The sequence below is a fragment of the Mucilaginibacter sp. genome (genome assembly GCF_039925265.1).
In the GTDB taxonomy this organism is placed as follows: domain Bacteria; phylum Bacteroidota; class Bacteroidia; order Sphingobacteriales; family Sphingobacteriaceae; genus Mucilaginibacter.
In genome coordinates this window covers 1-18,434 of the sequence record NZ_JBDSZG010000033.1, presented here as the reverse complement: position 1 = coordinate 18,434, position 18,434 = coordinate 1, and the positions used below count along the sequence as shown (strand labels likewise).

The 18,434-nt window shown below is 40.5% G+C and carries 17 protein-coding genes and 1 pseudogene; 6 read left to right on the top strand and 12 right to left on the bottom strand.

Annotation, left to right across the window (positions count from 1 at the left end):
* The first annotated feature begins 83 nt into the window (after positions 1-83).
* Positions 84-464 (top strand): hypothetical protein, encoded by a 381-nt coding sequence (locus ABIX36_RS15385; protein ID WP_348083052.1) that lies wholly within the window; start codon positions 84-86, stop codon positions 462-464.
* 125 nt (positions 465-589) lie between these two features.
* On the top strand, positions 590-1,498 hold the full coding sequence (locus ABIX36_RS15380; RefSeq protein ID WP_348083051.1) for a zincin-like metallopeptidase domain-containing protein: 909 nt from the start codon (positions 590-592) through the stop codon (positions 1,496-1,498).
* A gap of 89 nt (positions 1,499-1,587) precedes the next feature.
* Here the strand turns inward: ABIX36_RS15380 and ABIX36_RS15375 are convergent, their stop codons facing one another.
* Genes ABIX36_RS15375 through ABIX36_RS15365 form a run of 3 tightly spaced genes read right to left on the bottom strand, consistent with a single transcriptional unit; the run spans position 1,588 to position 7,687 of the window.
* Entirely contained in the window at positions 1,588-2,841 is a 1,254-nt protein-coding gene (locus ABIX36_RS15375) for a fibrobacter succinogenes major paralogous domain-containing protein (RefSeq protein ID WP_348083050.1), read from the bottom strand.
* Entirely contained in the window at positions 2,838-6,989 is a 4,152-nt protein-coding gene (locus tag ABIX36_RS15370) for a GH25 family lysozyme (protein ID WP_348083049.1), read from the bottom strand. Before ABIX36_RS15370 ends, ABIX36_RS15375 begins: the two co-directional genes overlap by 4 nt.
* Before the next feature lie 53 nt (positions 6,990-7,042).
* On the bottom strand, positions 7,043-7,687 hold the full coding sequence (locus tag ABIX36_RS15365; RefSeq protein ID WP_348083048.1) for a hypothetical protein: 645 nt from the start codon (positions 7,685-7,687) through the stop codon (positions 7,043-7,045).
* Positions 7,688-8,804: 1,117 nt separating this feature from the next.
* Between ABIX36_RS15365 and ABIX36_RS15360 the strand changes: the two genes are divergently transcribed.
* Together ABIX36_RS15360 and ABIX36_RS15355 are read left to right on the top strand one after the other, a co-directional pair.
* Complete coding sequence (locus ABIX36_RS15360) at positions 8,805-9,032, top strand: helix-turn-helix transcriptional regulator (protein ID WP_348083047.1); 228 nt, start codon at positions 8,805-8,807, stop codon at positions 9,030-9,032.
* A gap of 161 nt (positions 9,033-9,193) precedes the next feature.
* Positions 9,194-9,466 (top strand): hypothetical protein, encoded by a 273-nt coding sequence (locus tag ABIX36_RS15355; protein ID WP_348083046.1) that lies wholly within the window; start codon positions 9,194-9,196, stop codon positions 9,464-9,466.
* Between the two features lie 457 nt (positions 9,467-9,923).
* On the opposite strand, the gene ABIX36_RS15350 is transcribed toward ABIX36_RS15355, so the two are convergent.
* Entirely contained in the window at positions 9,924-10,283 is a 360-nt protein-coding gene (locus ABIX36_RS15350) for a helix-turn-helix transcriptional regulator (RefSeq protein WP_348083045.1), read from the bottom strand.
* A 141-nt stretch (positions 10,284-10,424) separates the two neighbouring features.
* Here ABIX36_RS15350 and ABIX36_RS15345 point away from each other — a divergent pair, with 141 nt between their 5' ends.
* Positions 10,425-11,804: a hypothetical protein gene (locus tag ABIX36_RS15345; protein ID WP_348083044.1), complete on the top strand. Its 1,380-nt coding sequence runs from the start codon at positions 10,425-10,427 to the stop codon at positions 11,802-11,804.
* A 168-nt stretch (positions 11,805-11,972) separates the two neighbouring features.
* Here ABIX36_RS15345 and ABIX36_RS15340 read toward each other — a convergent pair whose 3' ends face one another.
* A complete protein-coding gene (locus ABIX36_RS15340) occupies positions 11,973-12,743 on the bottom strand; it encodes an N-6 DNA methylase (protein WP_348083043.1) in 771 nt (256 codons plus the stop codon).
* Between the two features lie 138 nt (positions 12,744-12,881).
* On the bottom strand, positions 12,882-13,229 hold the full coding sequence (locus ABIX36_RS15335) for a hypothetical protein (RefSeq protein ID WP_348083042.1): 348 nt from the start codon (positions 13,227-13,229) through the stop codon (positions 12,882-12,884).
* A 162-nt stretch (positions 13,230-13,391) separates the two neighbouring features.
* Between ABIX36_RS15335 and ABIX36_RS15330 the strand changes: the two genes are divergently transcribed.
* Positions 13,392-13,526 (top strand): hypothetical protein, encoded by a 135-nt coding sequence (locus ABIX36_RS15330; RefSeq protein ID WP_348083041.1) that lies wholly within the window; start codon positions 13,392-13,394, stop codon positions 13,524-13,526.
* A 35-nt stretch (positions 13,527-13,561) separates the two neighbouring features.
* On the opposite strand, the gene ABIX36_RS15325 is transcribed toward ABIX36_RS15330, so the two are convergent.
* From ABIX36_RS15325 to ABIX36_RS15300, 6 genes and pseudogenes are all read right to left on the bottom strand, one after another.
* The gene (locus tag ABIX36_RS15325; protein ID WP_348083040.1) at positions 13,562-14,053 is read right to left on the bottom strand and encodes a hypothetical protein; all 492 of its coding nucleotides are present in this window, start codon (positions 14,051-14,053) and stop codon (positions 13,562-13,564) included.
* A complete protein-coding gene (locus ABIX36_RS15320; protein ID WP_348083039.1) occupies positions 14,034-14,309 on the bottom strand; it encodes a hypothetical protein in 276 nt (91 codons plus the stop codon). Before ABIX36_RS15320 ends, ABIX36_RS15325 begins: the two co-directional genes overlap by 20 nt.
* A gap of 155 nt (positions 14,310-14,464) precedes the next feature.
* Positions 14,465-14,695 (bottom strand): helix-turn-helix transcriptional regulator, encoded by a 231-nt coding sequence (locus tag ABIX36_RS15315; protein ID WP_348083038.1) that lies wholly within the window; start codon positions 14,693-14,695, stop codon positions 14,465-14,467.
* A gap of 1,642 nt (positions 14,696-16,337) precedes the next feature.
* Complete coding sequence (locus ABIX36_RS15310) at positions 16,338-16,778, bottom strand: hypothetical protein (RefSeq protein WP_348083037.1); 441 nt, start codon at positions 16,776-16,778, stop codon at positions 16,338-16,340.
* Between the two features lie 33 nt (positions 16,779-16,811).
* A complete protein-coding gene (locus tag ABIX36_RS15305) occupies positions 16,812-17,453 on the bottom strand; it encodes a hypothetical protein (protein WP_348083036.1) in 642 nt (213 codons plus the stop codon).
* A pseudogene (locus tag ABIX36_RS15300) lies at positions 17,447-18,313 on the bottom strand (RHS repeat-associated core domain-containing protein); the annotation flags it as partial. The pseudogene ABIX36_RS15300 and the gene ABIX36_RS15305, both read right to left, overlap by 7 nt.
* Between the last annotated feature and the right edge of the window lie 121 nt (positions 18,314-18,434).

The following is an 18,434-nucleotide window of genomic DNA, read 5'->3' as shown; positions in this document are numbered from 1 at the left end:
AACATCTCCCTCCCTTATCCCATAATGCATAACGGCATATGCTTACAAGGAAACAATTCCTTTTACAAATAAATACAAACCACATGAGCGTATTATCCATCCACACCGAACAACGGGTCATTGATGTTATGTCCCAATGCCTAAACTATTTTGAACTATTGTCATTACTTAAAATGACGGCAGAAGACGATTCTGATGCAAAGCAGGCTCAAAATTGCCTGCGCCGAATTATTAACGACCGAATACCACGACCGGCAGAGGTCATCGTCGTTAATTCAATGTCTTTCATCGTCGAAGACTTGTACCGACTGGTGCAATGGCCATGGGTTCAGGAACTGATGGAGTACGAATGGTTTCGGCAAGAGTGCTATTTACATCAGGCATTTGACGATCAACCCTACTTTGATTCTGCCTACTTTGTACCTATTGAACGCATCATCGAAATTAACAAGCCAGGTCTCTAAGCCTGGTTTTTATTTTGACTCTCCGTCAAAGTTACCACCACCGCATATTTACCGCCCTTATATTTCCACCCACTCCACAGTACCATTAAAGAAAAACAATTCTTTACACAATTTAATGGTACATCATGGAAACAACACAGTACAACGAGGTATATACCATCGTTACCAACCGCATTATTGAACAGCTTAAGCACAACATCGTACCGTGGCAAAAACCGTGGACAGAAGCAGGCTATCCTGTCAACCTCATTACCAACATCCCGTATAGAGGAATGAACGTCTGGATGCTTGCCTCGCTTGGCTTTGCCCAAAACTATTTCATTACCTGGAAGCAATTAAAAGCAGCCGGAGGCACATTGAAAAAGGGAGAGAAAGGACACTTGGTTGTCTTTTGGAAACCAGCGCCTGCTACAGACGAAAACGATGTACAATCAACATCTGACAAGCCCCCCGTACTCCGCTACTACATCGTATTCAACATTGCTCAAACCGAGGGCATCTCCCATTTCGTTACCGCTTCAGACAGCCCTTATTCTGTTTCTACAATAGGAGCATGTGACGAAATACTCGAAATGATGTCGAATGCGCCGAAGATTAAACATTCAAAGCAAAAGGCATATTACAGTCCGGCAAAGGATTATATTAATATGCCTAAGCAAGAAACATTTAAAACCACGGAAAGCTATTACAGCACTTTATTTCATGAAGTAATCCACAGCACGGGGCATCAAAGCAGATTAAACCGAAAGGGGATTGTAGACAATCCTGATTTTGGCACCGAAATGTATTCACAGGAAGAATTGGTTGCTGAAATTGGAGCTTGTTTTCTTAATTCCGTAGTCGGCATTGGTGCCGTTGAGTTTGATAACAGCGTAAGCTATATCAATGGGTGGTTGGAAAAGTTACAAAAGGATAACCGGGTGATTGTGTATGCAAGCAGCCAGGCCCAGAAAGCGGCTGAATATATTCTAAATGTTAGACCATATGAAGTCGCCGGAGCATTCCAAGAACAAAACACAGTAGAGGCCCATTAATTGGGCCTTTTTATGGTATTAGCTTCCTAAGCGGATGCTTTAGTAATCAACATTTTATAAAATAAATACTTATACTCTTTCACTCGTCGTCAATTCTTAACACATCTCACTGCAAAATAAAAAGCACCGGTATAAGAGCCTACACTTATGCCGGTGCTATTAGTGTATAATGAAAAGGCTTGGCCACCTTCAAGGCCTTGAGAGGTTGATGTCCACATATAAAACCGATAACCTCCATAGTCAAAAATCCCGTTAAAGTAATATCCGCTGGGGATTGCATTAAAACCAGTAACATTGTTTGCTCCACTATTAGGTGGTGCCCATAGATTTGATGTGTTTGATTTTAATGTGCCACCGTAGTTGCTTCCATATCGCTGAAACAGGTATTGACTAAGGTTGTCTACTTCGGAATAAGTTGGCACATGCCAGCCTGGGGGGGCTATGTTGCTATTTATTACCTCATTAAAAGAGTACAGTCGCCCGTAGTCATTATATATTGCCGTGCTATTACCATAGTTGATACCCACTGTATTATTGTTGGTATATTTTAAGTTTTCGCCTAACCAGCATCCGCCGTTAATATTTACGGTATTATAAGTGATACCATCCCTCGGATCTGTGTAAGGCTGACCGCAGATTATTTGAATATCGCCTACTAGAAATTGGGACACCTCCGAATCAGAAGTGTTTCCTTTTGAGTCTTTGGCTACTACTTTCCAGTAATATGTCGTGCTTGGTAATATACTGAGATTATATAAAATACTTTCGTTATGATCCTTTTTGTATAAGGGAGGGGAGTTACTGGTTCCGAAATACACATCGTAAGTAACAATATCGTTATCAACGTCGCTACCAGACCAGTTAAGCGTGATTTTCCCTTGTGCGGCAGGTATAATTTCCTTTAATGCAGGAGCCAGCAAATCGGTTGGAAATGGAGCATGAGAAACGAAACCAGGCCCGGAATTGTAAAATTTCCACACGTCGCTCTTAGTGGAATTATTCGATCTGGAGGACGTTGCAGTTATGTACCAGGAATACGGAGTGTTCTTCGTTAGGGTAACTTCTATTTGCGTATTGAAAGTTGTTAACGGCACCATGTATATTCCTGTAGCCAAATTTTTAATCACCAATTCGTACCTCTCTGCATTTTCTGCACCGTTCCACCTAAAGATGACTGTGTTTTTTGTATCGGAAATAGTTGTCCCGGTGTTGCACGCTTCGTCCTTAGCAGGGAATATGAGCGCTGTTTTTGCAGGAGTATAATCACGAGGAGGTGTAGGTTTGTTTTTCTTACACCCAAACATGCCCAAGAGCAATACCAATAATATTACTCCTCGTTTCATTGCTTCAATATTTTATGTATTGATTCTGTTGTTGCAAGTTTAAGTTTTATGACATAAACCCCTATGGTCATTTCCGGCAAGTCATTTAATACAATGATGCCAGTTTTATTTTTCACTTCTTTAGCATATATTATTTTGCCACTTACGTTTCGTATTTCCACTCCAACGAGTGGCGATTTATCTAACCCAAGATTTATACTTAAAGATTGTGCAAACGGATTAGGGAAAATAACAATGCCATCATCTACAGTAAACGACTGTTGGAATACGCCCTGGCATAATTTGTCGGCGGTAATTTTTAACTGATTATTTCCACTAATCACAGGTAGCGTTATTTCAGGTTTCGATGTTGCGTACTGAATACCGTTTAACTCTATTTGATACAATGTACCCCCTCCCAAATTCAACTTAACCGTTTTATTTGGCGTATTAACAGCAACATATACAGCAAGATCATTGGGTTCGGTAATAACCACCGTAAAACATGCTTTATAGTCCCTATTGTTTTCGACGGTTATACAAATTGAATACGTTCCAGCAGAGAGATTTTCGATAGTCGTTGATTTGGTAAACGCATATCTTGCCCCGGTATTGGTTATTTCTACGCTGTAGTTAAGAGTCTGTGCTGCTGTTATATTTATCGACCCATTGTTGCTCGTTTTGCAGCTCTCGCCAGTACCCGTTACAATGAAATTATTAGTCGGTAAATTAAATGCAGAAGTTACAAGGATGGCTCCCGATGTTGTGCTGCACCCGTTAGCAATAACCTGAACCGTATACGACCCACCGGTTGTCACCGTATAGTTTGCATTTGTTGCATTGGCGATTGTTGAACCATTAAGTAGCCATTGATACGTGTACCCCGAACCCGTGCTTGCTTTTAGCAGCACGGAGCCACCTTGCGGTAAGGAAGTGGAGCCGTTAGCCGTAATGACTGCGCTCGGAGGTGGGCTTACAATGATCGTTATTGCATTAGATGTAGTCGCCGACGCATTTACGCAAGGCAAGGACGATGTCATTAGGCAACTAACTATCTGGCCGTTTGTTAAATTTGTAGATGTATATGTCTGACCTGTTCCAACATTGATATTTCCAACTTTCCATTGATAGCTAGGGTTGGTTCCGCCATTAGTTGGAGTTGCGGCAAATGATAATGTTTGATTAGAACATGATGGGTTACTCCCCGACGAAATTGCTATTTGAACCGTTGGCACTACAGATGCGCCAACGGACATGGTAATACTATTGGAGGTCGTTGTAGTTTGGCCGCAAGGTAAGTTGGCCGTCATCACGCAACTAACAATTTGCCCATTAGCTAATGTGCTTGGCGAATAGCTTATACCTGTTACAACGTTTACTCCTCCTACGCTCCATTGATAAATAGGGTTTGTTCCGCCATTGGTTGAGGTTGCCGTAAAAGTCACGGGTTGCCCGGCACAAGTTGGGTTGCTGCCTGATGTTATCGCAATTTCTACCTTCGGTGTTGCCGAGGTGCTATTTACCGACATGGTAATCGCGTTAGATGTAGCGGTCGCGGCATTCAAGCATGGTGCATTGGATGTCATTATACAACTTACTACCTGTCCATTGGTTATTGACGAACTCGTGAACGTTTTTCCCGTACCAACATTGGAATTGCCGATTTTCCACTGATAAGTAGGAGCGGTTCCGCCGTTAGTTGGAGCCGCAGTAAAAGTGACCGATTGTCCCAAACAAATCGTTGTGGGTGTTGAAGCAGAAATTTTAACATCGGGGGAGACCATCGGATTTACCGAAACTGTTGTTTGGCTTGATGTTGCTGAGGGCGAACATCCATTTGAAACCGTTACAGAATAATCACCGGGCTGCGTCACTGTTAAACTTTGTGTAGTTTGATTTCCGGGAGACCATTTAAAGGTACAACCGGAGCAAGTGCTTGCCGATAATTTTACCGAACCGCCCTGGCAGAATTCCAGAGGGCCACTTGCTGTGATGGTTGGCTTAGATGGTGGGGTACAGCAGGCCAAAGTATTAACGATGTAGCCAACAATATTTGTACTTGGGCCACAATCGTTGTATGACCTCACCCTGTAGGAATAAATCGTATTACAGGAAAGTCCTGAAATTTCAATGGAAGTAGTATTGCCAACATTTAGATTGTTATACCCCGTTACAAACGTTTTAAATTCTAAATCAGGTGAAACATCTACGCGGTATGATGTGGCATCTGAAGATTTACTCCACGTTGCAGTAAATCCAGTTGATGAAATGTTTGTTGGCAAATTTATACTTGGAGGAGCGGGTGTGCTACACCCCTTAACTTCTGTTACAGTAATAATTCGTGATCGGAAGTTGTTATCGTCATCACTTTCGGGAATAATTTCCGTACCATCCGCCCAAAAATAAACATAATATTTTCCTGCTTTTGTTCCTACAGGGATTGTGACAGTGTTCGAATAATAAGGGCTGTTTGAGTTTGGCGCAAGGCCAGGAAAAGATATTCTACCTAAGTATATATCTTCCCCTTTAATTAATTTATCGTCTTTGGAGAGGTAAATTGTTACATCATTTGCTCCAATTGATACAGGGCCATTATTGTCTTCCGAACACTCTACCTTTATATTTCCTCCAGCGTTGACCGTTGTCGGGCTTACGAGTTGGGTGTTTGCAGTGATGGTAAGATCTGATTTTAAGGCATTTGTTCCAATTAAATCGTCAAATGCTGCCCGGTCGCCATTGAAAACATCCAAATCTACAGTACTGACTCCTGGTACATGAGTTTCTGTTTGCGAGTATTGGTTGAAAGCCCAAGTAGTCCACACGCCAAGGTTTGGTGGCGGAGTTAATGGATTGCTTGGGCCTGTTTTTCCATAAGTTGCAATCCATAGTTTATATTTGTTTAATGAACTGTTAAGATTATTTTGAACAACCGTACCAGTAGTATATATAATTGGCGCTATGCCTGTTTTATTTTGTACAACTGTCATCCATTCTTGTACCCAATTTGATAATTCTGATTTTGTCAAAGATGTTACAAGTTGTGGTTCTAAATCCAGAGCAGGCGGCAAATTACCGGCGCCAATATATGATATTGCGCTATCTAAGAAATGGTTTGCTTCAGCAGTAGCACTATTTCCGTTTTCTGGATGGCCAATGTGGTAGGCCCCCATAATTACCCCCACCGCTTTTCCTTGGGTAATATTTGTCTTAAACGTCTTATCATCGGTTGATACCGATATTCCCTCCGTAGCCTTAGCAAAAGCAAAAACTTTGCCACTGCCATTAGCATAAACATCTGCCCATTTTATCTTTTCTTGCCAGTGAGACACATCAATGCCATATATAAGATTAGTAGTTGAACATGGCGGCGTTGTAAACGAATTTGAAGTGCGATATGACGAGCTCGTGCCGTCACAATCATTTTTAGTGAATACCCGCAAATAATATTTACTATCGCAATTCAGCCCAGAAACTGAAGCGGAATTGTTCGGAGTGCTTTTCTGTGCTATCCCATTCCCGAAAGTAACATCGGGACTGGTTCCCACTACCCAATAATATGTTGTTGAAGTTCCGGCAGTACTGCCAGGTATCCAAGATAGATCTGCTGAGTTTTTTCCTGTTGGAATAGCAGAAGCTGAAATTGGAGTGGTTGTAGTCGGGCAGCTAGATGCGGTTAGCTGCCTGTAAACTAATTTATTATAGGAAGCACTACCCGCATTATTTTTGCAACCTGAGCCATTAGAATACAAAGTTGATAACAGTCTTACTGTGCCAGTAAATGTAGCCTTCCAACTGATGTAAGGAGCATTACCGCAGAAATCGGTCGAAAAGCAAATGGGTGTTGCAAGATTCGTGTTATTAAATAATGTCAGTTGCGCATCCCAAGATATTGAGACTCCGCCATAAGTTTCACAATAAGACCATTCATACGTATTTCCCGATATTACATTGAAAAGCGTATAGTTTCCAGCATTCATTAAGGCTTGCCCTCCAGTAGCTGGATTGCTTAAAACTTGCCAAGAGCTTGGTGGCGTGTACGGTGCTCCGCTGGAAGGGTATTGATTGTTAAAGACTGTACAGCCACCGGATAGGCACTGTTGTGCAAACGCATTATTTATTAATGTAAATAATGCCACCGTAAGCAATGAACCCCAAAATATCTTTTTCACCAGCTTTTTTATCTATCAAAGTTTGCAGTAAATCTCCTTTATCTCCCGTTGCTTTATTTGGTGAATCGAAAACTCAACAATAACAAATTGAATTTTGCGATTTCTACATCTTGAATTGCTAATGGGGTTTTAAATTCTAAGCCAATTTCTCCCGTTTTCTGCCTATCTAAGAAATCAACAAGGATTAATCTCAATGGCGATTCGATGATATTTCCTTTACCATCTACAGTTATGACCGCATATGCTTTTATGGCTTGACCTCCACCGACCTGTATATATTTTGCATCTTTTGTGTACCATCCCTGGCTAGATTTGTATTGCGAAACGGCATAATTATAAAACTCAAAACCGCCGGGTGGTAAATGGTATTCTAGTGAAAGGCTGGTGTTAGATTTACTATCGAAGAAATATATATTTGTCGTGATAATATTTCCGGCGAGATTTATTGCGTTAACGTCTTCCCCATTTATAGTCCACGTCTCAGGGTATTGAAAAGATATCCCTAGTTTTTCATTATTATACGTTTTCCAATTAAGTATGGCGGAATCAATTTTTGAAGCATCGTGTTGGGGTTGATTTTGGTATCGAGTAACAATTTTTTCCTCGACGGTGCCGGTTTTCTTATTATTAAAGGCGCTAGAGGTGATGACCACCGTTACAGCCAAAAATAAAATAATAAAAATATATAGATATTTCATGGATAATTTATTATAACACAATATATTAAATAAACCAAACGCGCAATATGATATTAAAACAGGATATTTATACTACGGATGAATTCTTAAAAGGGCATTATCAGCAATGCTATTCCTTATCAATTCAGCAATGGCCTATACGCGGAATCCATTTTGGAAAACAATTTAGTGGATGGGGAGTCAACTAAATATTGAATAAATATAACAAATATTTTTTGTAATACAATTGTTATTTAAAACAATATTTTAATTTACTCTAACGTAGGAAATAAGGGATTCTTCGCTCTCAAAATCCACAAATGTATCGCCGGTTTTTCATGAAAGCTAGCATAAGCTTTCCAAGCACATGCTAGCTTTCATCAGCTATTTCCGCTATGCGGGCTGAAACCGTCATTCCATTTGTTTGGATTAAGGTCGCTCCGACTGAAAGCTTTCTTTGCATTTTAACAACCCTAACTCCCGTTCAGAACATTAAAATGCAATCGCTTTCCATAATGGGCTCGCCTGCTCGTCGTAAAAGGCTTCACAATTGACCGCGCGTTTGATTGCCACGGCTCTCCCTGGCTCCAATCAAACACTGCGCTCATTGTTCGTGTAAAACATTCTACGCAGCCGCGTTGCTCTCCCTGCGTAGACCTTTTACTCAGCTCGCAGACGGCTTCGTTTCTCTGCGCCGTCTTCGGCGGCTCGCATTAATAGCAAATCTTCTATGTGGTTACTGTAACCCAAAAGCGCCTTGCCAATTATGAGGAAGAAATCGCGATATTACAGCAAAAAACAATCCCCTTACATTAGGAGCTAACAAAATAATATCACCGAAGGTTATTTTCCCAACACCCATGTTTTGCGGTCGCACATATAACATTTATAAAATTTGATGGGCAACCAGCCCAATAACAGTTTAACAAATGGCGGGCGTGGCGACCTGACCCAGTGATTGGTACCACATGTGCAGGTTTTAAGAGAAGGTCTTTTTGTAGGGGAATTCGTAACCATCGCTATAAAAATTAAAGTGTTTATTCACATCTCATTCAAACGGTAATTGGTATTTCAAATATAGCTAAAAGTTGTTTCGTTCCCCGTGAATAAATAACTTTGGCGGACTAAACCGAAGATTATGAATGACCAGGAACCAATAACCAATATTGGCGAACGCATCCGCCAGTTAAGGAGAACAGCCGATTTAACACAACTTGAACTTGCCGAAACAATTAATCGCGATGTTGTGTTAATCATACAGCTGGAAGCCGGAGAACTCGATCCCATGGTGGGCGATTTAATACGCATTGCCAAAGCCACGAACGTATCATTGGCTGAGTTTTTTTCAGGCGTTGAAATCTATTAAAAGAATATGGGTTCAATCCGGTGCCGCATGAGCCGCTTTTGAATAGGAACAAAATGAATAGCCCATAAACGCTGATCTGACGGCGACTTTGACTATTTTTAAATCTACCAATTAAGTTGCCCCCACAGCTGATAGCCAATTTAACGCCTTAATTAAGATATATGCTTTTTAAAACACATCTACAGGAAAAATCATATCAATTTGAGGTTACGCCTTTAAGCGATTTGGAAAACGGAAAGATATTTTTTTTCATTCAACTTCTCGGGGGTAACTCGATACTGGCTGAAAAGTGCAATCCAGGCGGCAAATGGTCACAAGTCAAGGGCGGCATGGTTAGCGATGAATTGCGGCAGGTGGTTTTTGATGAAATTGACCACGCCCTTTTCAGTGAATTGATGAAGGATATTATGCCGCTTGGGAATTTGAGTAATTAGTGGGTATTGGCTACCTAAATGGGTAGAATACAGTGTAATAAGTTCGTTTTTATACGTGCCGGACATTGGTAGTTCACAAAAAATTACTGTGCCTAATTTACAATACGCTTCCGTATATTTGTACTTCTATTACTGGTGGCTCTTGCCATCATTGTGATAAGGTTTAGGTTAAAGCCCCCAAAGAGCAAGTCAAAGGGGGCTTTGTTTTTCTTTATACATCATCTTGGCCTTAGTTTAAACAAAAGTAAAAATCCATCAAAGATAGACAGCTTGCTCGGCCCACCCGTTGCCCTGCAAGGAATTTCCGGCATAAACCCGCATGCCTGTCCGCACAAGCCCATTTATTCCGTTCCTCCGTGCAGGGCAAGCCGCGCTGTCGGAAAGGATTTCTTTTTTCTCTTTTTGTTTTTTGGGAATACTATTTAGAAGATATCTGAACGGGAACCTTGACCGGGTGTTACTTCTTGGCCAGCAAACTATCTATGGTTTTTTGCATGCGGGCGATTTCGTCGTCCTTACTCGCAATTATTTTTTCGTAGAGTTCCTTTTCTCCAACATTTACCGTCTGAATAGTGCCGAAAGGGGCAGAACCGTGGTTTGGCCCATAGAAGTTAACGACCACCGGATCACTATTTAATATATCAACAGGAGATACACCAAGTTCTTTAGCAAGTTTTTCCAGCATTTCCGTACTCAACTTCGTCTGATTCGTTTCAATTCGGGAATAAGCGGTTTGCGCAATCCCTAATTTTGTAGCTACGTGTTCCTGGGAAAAACCACGTAACTCTCGTATCATTCTGATTTTGCTACCGTACATTTGAAAGAGGTTTTTGTAAAAGTATAAAAATTGCATAGGTTATGCAATTTTTAGGTGAAGTACGGTGATAATAGGTAGGAAATATAATCGGCAATGACAAGTTTTGTATAGGACGCGAAACACTTTATTCAAGCCGAAACCATGAAAAACCTATACTATATCATACTATTATTGTCGGTCGCGCTATCTGCCTGTAAAAAAAATGGCAGCTCCGAACCTCCGTCTAACACCCCAAAGAAATACACAATAACAGCCGGGACAAGTGGTAACGGGAGCGTTACTCCAGCCGGAACAAAGACGGTCAATGCGGGCTCAAATGAGATGTATTTTATGACGCCCGCCGCCAACTATGGCGTTGCATCGATAGCCGTTGATTTTAAATCCGTGCCTTTAGCAGATTCATATACGTTTACTAATGTCCAAGCAAATCATACTATCAACGTAGAATTTGCGCCATTGATTAAATTAACAGACGTAAGTGCAACTCCCAATGTTGGTGGCTCCGTAAGCTACTCTCCAACGTCCATTGTTTCCGGTCAAACGGTCACATTTACCTTTTCGCCGAAACCCAATTATATCACTGACAATCTGTACATTGATGGAAAGCTGGTAAAAGCATTAAACGGTGAAACTACCTATACACTTGCGAATGATATTTCAGACCACACATTTGCCGTTTCCTTTTCACTTACCACTAAAGGCGTAGATTCTCTAAAAAACTTACTGATTGGGAAGTGGATTTTGACAAGCCATCAATCCAAACTGGGCAAAGCAAATGAGTCTTTTTTCAGATGGGAAACGACTCCAGGCTCCTCATGTTCACCGCTTCAATATGAAGAGTTCTTTGCTAATGGTGTCTATACCAACAACGGTGATGGTAGCTATTGTTCTCCACTGTCCCGTGAACAATTTAAAACGCGGTCACCTAATCACTGGGAACTAAAAAAAACAGGTACAGCCATTTATTTAACAGACGCTCCGAAAGATAGCTTAATAAATGTAACAATAACAAAGGATTCGTTACTAGCTGACTACGAGTCTCCCGCTCCTTCTTCCGGTCGTATCAGTTATCGGTATCACTACGCTAAAGTCAAAGATTTGCCAAGTGCAGAATACGCTACATTAAAAGCCAAATTAATTGGGACATATGCAAGCCCAAAAGATGCGAACGGTAACTTTATCCTTGATATGTATAGATTTGGACAGTCATTATCAGACCTAACAAGCGGTTGGGTTTCTTGGACCGATGAACCTATCTGTCAATTAGATGGAACGTTTTCCATGTTAGCAGATGGAACATACAAAGACTTTGCCGGTGTTACGAGTCCATGTTCGCCATACACATCAGGACAACAAGCGTCACACGGAACGTGGACGCTTTCATCTGATGGTAGAAGCTTTTCTGTTTTTGTTGATGGCAGAACAACAGTGTGCTATATAATAAATGTTTCAAATACTAGTATCACATATGCTTTCAATACAGGGAATTATGACGTAAGGGCAGTTGCAGTCAAGAAATAGCTGCTGTATTCCCCCACAGCAAAACTGATACTAAATTACGAGGAGACCACAAGAACATTAATACTGCAGATCGGTGGTATTACCGGTATTAACGGGCGTGTTGAAATACAGTAGTGGTATCACTACGCCCGTAAAAAATAAACAGGGGCTGATGTTAGCCCCTGTGCTTTAAAATAGCCTCAACTGTGTTGTGTGGCAAATGGGTGTGCCGTAAGCAACCGGTGCGCGCTCACTATCCGAATTTTTGATAAAGGAATTTTTGTGCAGCATGTATAGCCAGGAATTTTCTTTCTCAGCCACCCTAAAAACGCCAAACGGAAGAAATGATACCTTGTAACTTTCTCGAAAATCATCAGGGTCGAGCGCATCTCCACACATAACCTCGGAATGAAACATGCCATTGAGGAATAGATTAATGGCAGTCATTTTCACGCAGGTGTGGTCAATATCTATTCCGTAATATTCATGCTCCGGCCCGTTCTCTTTTGCAGAAGCCAATAGCATACGGCCACTGCCACAACAAGGGTCAAGGATACGCATCGGCATATGGGTTGCATTTATGTCAATCGTATTAACGGAAGCTTTTGCCATTAAGGAGCAGAGATGCCAGGGTGTAAAGTATTGTCCAGCACCTTTGCGATACAGGTGTTGTTCATAAAACTCACCCAACACATCGGTGCCTATTTCGCTCCCGATTCGTTCCTCCATTTCAGCGGTAAGGCAGATAAGCAGCTTTGGAAAATGGTGCCGGAGGGTATCATCCTTGTATTTCTCCATTGTCTGCATATACAATTCCTCATCATGTGAAAGACCAGTAAGCGGGTTGTACGAGAACGCACAAAGCGTTAATGTCAGGAAATCATCAAAGATGGTACGGGTGGGATAGCGGTATTCAAACTCTTTTAAAAGGCTTGCAAAGGTCTCTTTTTTTGTTGTCATAAAGGGCGGTGTTAGTTTATGACCACTATACCAAGATGAGTATTTAGGAATAAGGGGGTAAAAGTTGTGGGATAGTTAACTTTTGGGGATAACACAATGCCATCCCTTTTGGAGATAGCGTGTGTTGCCATATATGTATTACCTGTTTGCTTCAAAGAATGCTTTGGCAAAGTTCTCCGGCGTAATACTTCTAATAATGGTTTGGGTAGAAAGCCCTGTTTTCTTTTGATACCCTTTGGGTATTTGATGCAGTTTTAAATGCTTAAAACGTGATGGCTGTTGAACAAATGTCCCTCCTCTTACGGGTTTAAAGGGTGCCACCTTGTGTTTTAGAGGGGTATTAAACATACCCCATAGATGAGTGCGTTTCGTATAGGGATCGCCAAACTCATAGGGGTCAAACGCAAAGGCACTGTTTCCTAAAAACCGTTGTAAATACCCGCGTGGGTTTTCCAAGACCCAAAACCTCACGCTGTTGTATTTCACCTGGTATGGCGCATATAAGCACTCGTGGATGATTTCAAGACATGCCTGTACCGTTCGCATTCCTTTGCGTAAGTCTCTTGGTGAATGACCGGTCAGATCGTTCCTGATGTAAGAGAACATCGTACACGGTGGAGCTGCGAGTATCCCATATACCGTATTGCTATGAAGCAACGCGACCAATTCAGGATATTCCCGCCAGCGTTCAACATCATAATCAGGAAAGGTGATAACACGTACATCATATCCAGCATCTTTATACGGCTTGCTCCAACTGCCAGTGCCGCCACACAGATCTAATATAACTTTGTGGCTATTTGTAACCGTTGGCGGTGCTATATCCTTCTGCTACGTTCCCTGGTAAGGTGTTGCTTATACAAGTGCGCTGCCATCACTGCTTCAAACATCTTGATGTGATATGCCTGGCGGCTTGTTCGTTCTTGTGCTTGCTCCGGCAACAAAATCGGATAATGCTTAACTACATAGTCCATCAGGCTTTCGGTATTAGCTACATCAGGCACCGCCGCTTTCAAATCAGATTTGGTATGGCAGGCAACCATGCAGCCGCGATACTGGACGAGTTGGGTGAGTTTTTTAAGAAGTGTTAACAGTGCTTTGGTGTGATGCGTTGCCGGTGGGATTTTAATAGCTACGTGTTCTATGTGATGCCTCGTAATGTACCGGTCATATTTGGCAAGTATATCGTTACATTTATCTGCTGACCATTTCCCGGAAAAGGTGTGCGTTCTCCAATATGCTAATTGGCCATGGCTTAAGAGCGCGATGCCGCTTGTCCGTGTACCGAGGCTAATTGCGAGTATTTTCATAGTCCTCAAAGCCATCGGTGTCGAGTGTATCAAGCTGGCTTACTAAATGGTTAAAGAGAGCACCGCGTGATTTCCTGATATTGGCTTTCGGAATGGAAAGCACATGTTCAAGTGTTGACCGTAACGACCGATGAGAATATTTTTTGGTGCAGGCAAGGTAGAAAGAAAGCGATGTTTCGTCCTGCAGCCCTTTTGCTAATTCATGTGCTAATTGTATTTCTTGTGGGCTGTACATTGTACTTTTAATTGGTTTCATTTTACTTGTAATGGTTTGCGTTCGTTCGCACGTTATTTATAAGGTTTACGATGCGTTCGTTCGATATATACATTAAAGTGAGTAGGCAAAGCGCATCAAAATCCCCGGCCTTCATTTCTGCCAGTATGCGCGATGTGTAGGGAGTGGTATAGCAGCTAGCTTTTGCCAAACAGGTCCCATTCTTTATCTGTTATCTCTTTCTTTAATTGTTGATAATATTCGAAGTACAACTCATTTGGCAGGGTTCGATAAATGATACTTAATTTGATGAGATTCTCTGTGCTTGGAAGTTTTATCCCGTTTTCCCATTGTGACAGTTGCGCCGGGTGCAATCCCAATAGGGTGGCAACCTGCTTCTGTTTATACCGCATGAGTTTGCGATGCATTAGTAAACTATTTGGAATATGTCGACGTTCATTTCCCATGCTCTTATTGTGTCAATAAAAACATTTTACCATCAGAGCGTTAAAATTTCTTTAAACACAAGTTGTGGGGATAACTAATTATGGACGGACACATTGATACACGAATTCGTTTTAAAAAACACAATGATATTGGTAGCGGTGAAATGCAATAGTTTTCCAATTAAGAATATTTTTTTAACACCAATTAGTTATATTTGGACTATCAATTATAGCCGGATAAAGAAGAGCATTGTTAAATCCCTAATTTATTCTCAATGATCATGCATTCCCCTATGAAACAATCTACCTTTATACCATGTGTGTGTGGTACAACCCAATGGCACAGGACACCCCGGCCCTTACTTGTTAAAGCATTATTATTTTGGTTACCACTTAACTTTACAAGTGTTATATGTGTGATCGTAAAAAATGGATGTTAGGAAAATAGTCATGACCATATTACTAAGCAATTCGTTTGACTAACCGACATGATCAAGCTGCATTCGAAAACAACAATTTTTACAGATTGCGGCTGTAATACAATCCAAACGACCCGTTATAAAGAATTGTCGTTACCCTTCATTGTTAGATTATTTTTTTTCTGGCTGCCATTGAAGCGCTATGAATGCTGCCATTGCGCTCGAAAACGCTGGATGTTATCCTAAATAAATTATCACTGAAATTGCACCTACTCTATATTTCAAATGCAGTCTTCTTTATATGATAATAAGGCCGATTTCCAACAATTAAAAACGTCTTTATTCCCCAGCTTTTTCGTTTGGCAGCATAGTTCCAGTAACAAGGAACACAAGATAGAATGGCCGTCTTTGACAAGCAATTTACCGTCCCGCTTAGTGCTGCTAGTTTGTACCAGTTATTCAAAGGCTCTTTTCCAAAGGAAAGCAGGGGCGACCGAAAGTATTTCTTTGACGACAAAAAACACAAAAGGCAATTTGATAACATAAGAGAGTTTATGCCTCATAAACTCTCTTTGAGACAACAGTAATGCAAAGGATCAAATACATGAAATAATAAAAGATAGAACAACCAAGCTGGGGAAGACATGTTTTGTTTTACGGCTAAAGGTTAAATCTTCGGTTGAAAGCCTTCATTATATTGTGGTAAATAATAAATAGGGTGAAATTTACTATTTAGGATATTTTGTTGGTTCATTTCGCATGCTCTTATTGTGTCAATAAAAACATTTTAACATCAGACGGTTAAATTTTCTCTAAACACAAGTTGTGAGGATAACTAAGTTCAGGACTCCATTGCAGTGGAAAGGACCACGTCTGATTGAGTTTTTATTAGCGTACGCTTGGTGGAATGAAAATCACGCGTTAAGATGGTGCAAGGTATAGAATCTCGGATCATTGGCAGGGAATATGGTTACTAACATATTAGTTTTGAGAAAGTCAGTCTTACAAGACCGTGTCGGCTATATCAGCAAAGATTACTATTTAGCTAACGTCAAACTATTTTTTAATTAAAACTCATTCTTTTTTTTCCTGTGGTAGATTAATGAGGCGAAGGCATCGGCAATACTGTGTCGATCAATTTTTGAATCATGGCATACGGCGGCCTTAGGGAAGACGTTCGAACTCAGCATATTTGTCCTAAGAAACTATTTCATTTTATAAACCCATATTCCGGCCATAAAAAATAGTCCAAACGAAATAATCCAAGCAATTTTCTCATTAAATACAACGCCTATTTTGGTTGTTTCAAATACAATAAAAGAACATAAAGTTAATGCAGTTGTAATAAACGTCAATATTAATTTGGCAAAAACTGATTGTCCTCTCTGCCGGCTAAAATAACTTAGGAAAACAAAAGCCACCAAAAAATATGGTATATAATATATTATGTTTCTAAAAAACATTCGGGTTAAGTTAGATATCTTAAATGCGTTCGTACCGTAGATAATGCCGACACTAAAAAGATCGTTTCTGTGGATATATGAAAGCCAAAAATTCCCTAACTCCCAAATAAAATAGGCTATGGTTGGCGTTAATAATAATGCAGTGAACCATACCTTTAATGAATATACGAAAGCTGATTTCATATCAAAAGTTTAGCGATTTGAATGACTCGATAATTATTTATAAAATTCGTTACCTATAATTTTGTAATCGGTGATATTCTCCTTGCCAAATAATGCTTGGAATACACTTGAATATTGATATTCCTTTAAATCAGAAGTATCGACAGTGAGACCTTTAACTCTTTTATTCAACCAAGCGAATGGTAAAAGCTGGTAATCAAAATATTCTTGCATTATTGTTTGTCGAAGCCTCTTAAAATATACGTCAATATAATCGGTGGGTGATGCTATGATAACAGGATCGAACTTAACACTTGAAACACCTCTATCAACAATTATATCTTCTTTCCCGTACATACAAAAGTAAGGGCCTAAGTAGCTTAGATGACAACATAGCTTTAATGTATGCGTAAAATTCCCACATATTTCTGTTTTTATGGAAAACTCAGCAGAATAGCAAACGTTTAGCAATGGTGAATTTATGTTGATATAAAGCAAATCTGGAAAATCATTCTTCATGCTCGCTACTAGTCTTTTCCACTTAGATTTGCTTTCCTCCGAATTTAACATCTCTTCAATCTTTTGCCGTAAAATCGTAGAACCATAGTAAGCGTTATAACAAGGGTCATGATTTTCAATACCGATAGGATAATATTTAGCTACGATGTTAAATATATCAGAATAATTAGTTACCATAATCTCCAAGGGAAAATAGTCCACTTTAAGTTACTTGACGGAGACGAAGAATAAGGAGCGGTTACATATGCAATACCGCTCGGACTATGTTCACCCAAATACTTATTAACTCCAGCTACAAATATTTTATTTGCTCTTGGAGTATCATGTATCAAACCATTCTCTAAGCCAGTATAAACCAGTTCCATTCCATATTCGATACCTCTTGCCACATTGTTTACCGCGTCTTTTTGATATACGACCTTTCCAAAAGTATTTATAGCCTGAATTTGAACATACATATTGGATATTGCAACTAAAACAGTCCTTGCAGGTGTTGGCCCATCATCATAAGCTAATATAAAAATATTTTTTATATTCCCTCCCCAGTGATAATCAAATCCAATATAAGATACACCTAATTTAATAGATTTGGGATCGACGAAAAAACCAATCGGCCATCCGCTATTAACATCAATTTCACTACTTGTATCTTCTGTTTCAGATTCAACGTCGGTAACAGGCGTTTTAATGCTGGCCCCAATAGTTTTCAAGACTTGATCCATCGCTCCATCATTCCCTGAAAAACCTTTAGGAGAATAGTGAGCCATACCTGCCATACCATTTTCAGAATGCTCCCGATTTGCTCTCTCGCCCCATTGTTGATTTAACCAACTGTTTATCTGCGGCGTAAAGGCGGCAATATCGCCGGCATCCGATGTCGTGTATCCCCCTGGTATGGCAGTCCACATGCCATCCGGATCAATATTACGAATCGGATTGTTAAGTACATAATTATAAGGCGACCATCTTCTACCTTTTTCCGCCATCGGGTCCACCACATTCCATCTCCCAATTACCGGATCATAGAACCGCGCGCCATAATCGTATTGGCTACCATATTTATTTCACCGTTTCCCAGGTTTTCGGTTTGCGCTTTTTAGGCGTTATAAAGAACGTTTGTTAGGGTAAAGATAAGCGTTAGTTTTTCATTTGCAAGGG

Bases quoted from the DNA above. Each gene is read 5' to 3' on its own strand.
- ABIX36_RS15385 (WP_348083052.1), top strand. From the start codon at position 84: ATGAGCGTATTATCCATCCACACCGAACAACGGGTCATTGATGTTATG.
- ABIX36_RS15380 (WP_348083051.1), top strand. From the start codon at position 590: ATGGAAACAACACAGTACAACGAGGTATATACCATCGTTACCAACCGC.
- ABIX36_RS15375 (WP_348083050.1), bottom strand. From the start codon at position 2,841: ATGAAACGAGGAGTAATATTATTGGTATTGCTCTTGGGCATGTTTGGG.
- ABIX36_RS15365 (WP_348083048.1), bottom strand. From the start codon at position 7,687: ATGAAATATCTATATATTTTTATTATTTTATTTTTGGCTGTAACGGTG.
- ABIX36_RS15360 (WP_348083047.1), top strand. From the start codon at position 8,805: ATGAATGACCAGGAACCAATAACCAATATTGGCGAACGCATCCGCCAG.
- ABIX36_RS15355 (WP_348083046.1), top strand. From the start codon at position 9,194: ATGCTTTTTAAAACACATCTACAGGAAAAATCATATCAATTTGAGGTT.
- ABIX36_RS15350 (WP_348083045.1), bottom strand. From the start codon at position 10,283: ATGTACGGTAGCAAAATCAGAATGATACGAGAGTTACGTGGTTTTTCC.
- ABIX36_RS15345 (WP_348083044.1), top strand. From the start codon at position 10,425: ATGAAAAACCTATACTATATCATACTATTATTGTCGGTCGCGCTATCT.
- ABIX36_RS15340 (WP_348083043.1), bottom strand. From the start codon at position 12,743: ATGACAACAAAAAAAGAGACCTTTGCAAGCCTTTTAAAAGAGTTTGAA.
- ABIX36_RS15330 (WP_348083041.1), top strand. From the start codon at position 13,392: ATGAAGCAACGCGACCAATTCAGGATATTCCCGCCAGCGTTCAACATC.
- ABIX36_RS15325 (WP_348083040.1), bottom strand. From the start codon at position 14,053: ATGAAAATACTCGCAATTAGCCTCGGTACACGGACAAGCGGCATCGCG.
- ABIX36_RS15320 (WP_348083039.1), bottom strand. From the start codon at position 14,309: ATGAAACCAATTAAAAGTACAATGTACAGCCCACAAGAAATACAATTA.
- ABIX36_RS15315 (WP_348083038.1), bottom strand. From the start codon at position 14,695: ATGCATCGCAAACTCATGCGGTATAAACAGAAGCAGGTTGCCACCCTA.
- ABIX36_RS15310 (WP_348083037.1), bottom strand. From the start codon at position 16,778: ATGAAATCAGCTTTCGTATATTCATTAAAGGTATGGTTCACTGCATTA.
- ABIX36_RS15305 (WP_348083036.1), bottom strand. From the start codon at position 17,453: ATGGTAACTAATTATTCTGATATATTTAACATCGTAGCTAAATATTAT.